The following is a 1,901-nucleotide window of genomic DNA, read 5'->3' as shown; positions in this document are numbered from 1 at the left end:
TAGTGTGCCATGAACGAACTATCGCCTGAATAACGGTAGTTCGATGCTTCATGAGAGATGAGGGTAGGTCCCTCGGAACCGCCTTACAGGAGGAGGTTTCAAACCACGGCATGCGGCTGTAGTAAAGAGCTATGGTCGTGAGCGATGTCCGAAAAGTCTGTCTAAAGGCAGGCAGGTGGCTATGTAAAAGGTGAATGAAAATGAACCGTTGATGAGGTACCGAAATACGCAAGACGATGTCAAAACCGAACTCCTATACTTGGTTCGGGATAAGCCAAAGGGAAACCTGCTTACTGCTTTGGCGGCATCCGGTATAGAGACGGCACGAGTTACATAGAGGCTCTTATGAGGAACATGGGAACCTGTGCAGAGATGCTAAGGGAAAAATTCAAGCAGAGACCCTGTAAGAATGAAAGTACCGATGCTCTGTATAGGGACAGACTGGCTCGTAGTAGTGACGAAGCTCCTGTAATGGGAGTGGAGCGAAGGGGTCAGCTTATTCAGCGAATGAATTTGAACAACTAACAAAATTAGGAGGATTTAATGAAAGACGCAAAGTCATTTGAAATTTCCAAACAGCTTGTTATGGAAGCATACAAAAGAGTAAAAGCGAACAGAGGGACATCGGGCATAGATGATGTTACCATAGCAGATTTTGAGAGCGATCTCAAAGGTAATCTGTATAAAATATGGAATCGGATGTGTTCGGGAAGTTATCTTCCCCCCGCTGTGAAACTGGTGGAAATCCCCAAGTCAAACGGGGGTAAACGCCCTCTTGGTATACCAACGGTAGGAGATCGTGTGGCGCAAATGGTAGTGGTTATGACCATAGAACCAGAAATAGAGCCGCATTTTCATGAAGATTCTTATGCATATCGACCAAAGAAATCTGCCCTTGATGCAGTGGAGAAAGCGAAAGATCGCTGTTACACTTTTCATTGGGTATTAGACCTTGATATCAAGGGGTTCTTCGATAACATAGACCATGAACTCTTAATCAGAGCCCTTGAACGACATGTGAAATGCAAATGGGCAATGATGTATATCAAACGTTGGTTATCCGTGCCTTATCAGTTGAAAGACGGAACACAGGTGGAAAGGACTAAGGGCGTGCCGCAAGGTTCGGTAGTCGGTCCGATTCTCGCAAACTTGTTTCTGCATTACACATTTGATGAATGGATGAGAAGAAATCATTCCAATATATCATTTGAGAGGTATGCAGATGACACAATATGCCACTGTGTAAGTCAGAAACAGGCGGAGTTTATACACCGAGCCATAAAGAAACGGTTTGCTGAGTGCAAGTTGGAACTCAATGAGGAAAAGACGAAGATTGTTTATTGTAAAAGGAATCATCGTAATATCGAATACGAATGTATTCAGTTTGATTTTCTTGGTTATACATTTAGACCAAGACGTTCAATTGATACTCACGGGGAAGTATTTCTAAATTTCTCTCCTGCTGTCAGTAAGAAAGCAAGAACGAAGATATGGGAAACGATTCGTGATTGGAATCAAAAGTACTGGGTACAGATGAAGTTAGAAGATATTGCGAAACAAATCAATCCTATTATTCAAGGATGGATTAATTACTATGGGAAATTCAATCCCGGAGTACTAAAGGAGGTTCTAAAGCGCATCAATCTGAAACTATCCCGTTGGATTCGAGATAAGTTCAAAGGGTTTAGAAAGTTCAAGACTCAGGCAATACATAGGTTAGGAGATATCGCATTGAAGAATCCTGATTTGTTTGCGCATTGGTCTTGGGGAGTTAAACCCACTGCCAGTCCGAGAAATCGTGCACGTGTGTAGTTGGCTGAATAAGAAGAGCCGTATGAGAGGAGACTTTCAAGTACGGTTCTGTGAGAGGCTTAGGGTGAGATTCCCTTTGCCTACTCGAT

Annotated in this window: 2 protein-coding genes; both read left to right on the top strand. The window is 43.1% G+C overall.

What is annotated here, in order from left to right; genetic code table 11:
• The first annotated feature begins 211 nt into the window (after positions 1 to 211).
• On the top strand, positions 212 to 337 hold the full coding sequence (locus DW173_RS24360; RefSeq protein WP_255421385.1) for a hypothetical protein: 126 nt from the start codon (positions 212 to 214) through the stop codon (positions 335 to 337).
• A 248-nt stretch (positions 338 to 585) separates the two neighbouring features.
• Entirely contained in the window at positions 586 to 1,812 is a 1,227-nt protein-coding gene (ltrA, locus tag DW173_RS23575) for a group II intron reverse transcriptase/maturase (protein WP_233562295.1), read from the top strand.
• Positions 1,813 to 1,901: the final 89 nt, after the last annotated feature.

Origin of the sequence: Bacteroides sp. AM16-13, from assembly GCF_003602705.1 — a bacterium.
GTDB classification, from domain to species: Bacteria; Bacteroidota; Bacteroidia; order Bacteroidales; family Bacteroidaceae; genus Bacteroides; species Bacteroides xylanisolvens.
Note: the sequence above shows the minus strand (reverse complement) of the source record. Positions and strands in the feature narration are given on the sequence as shown.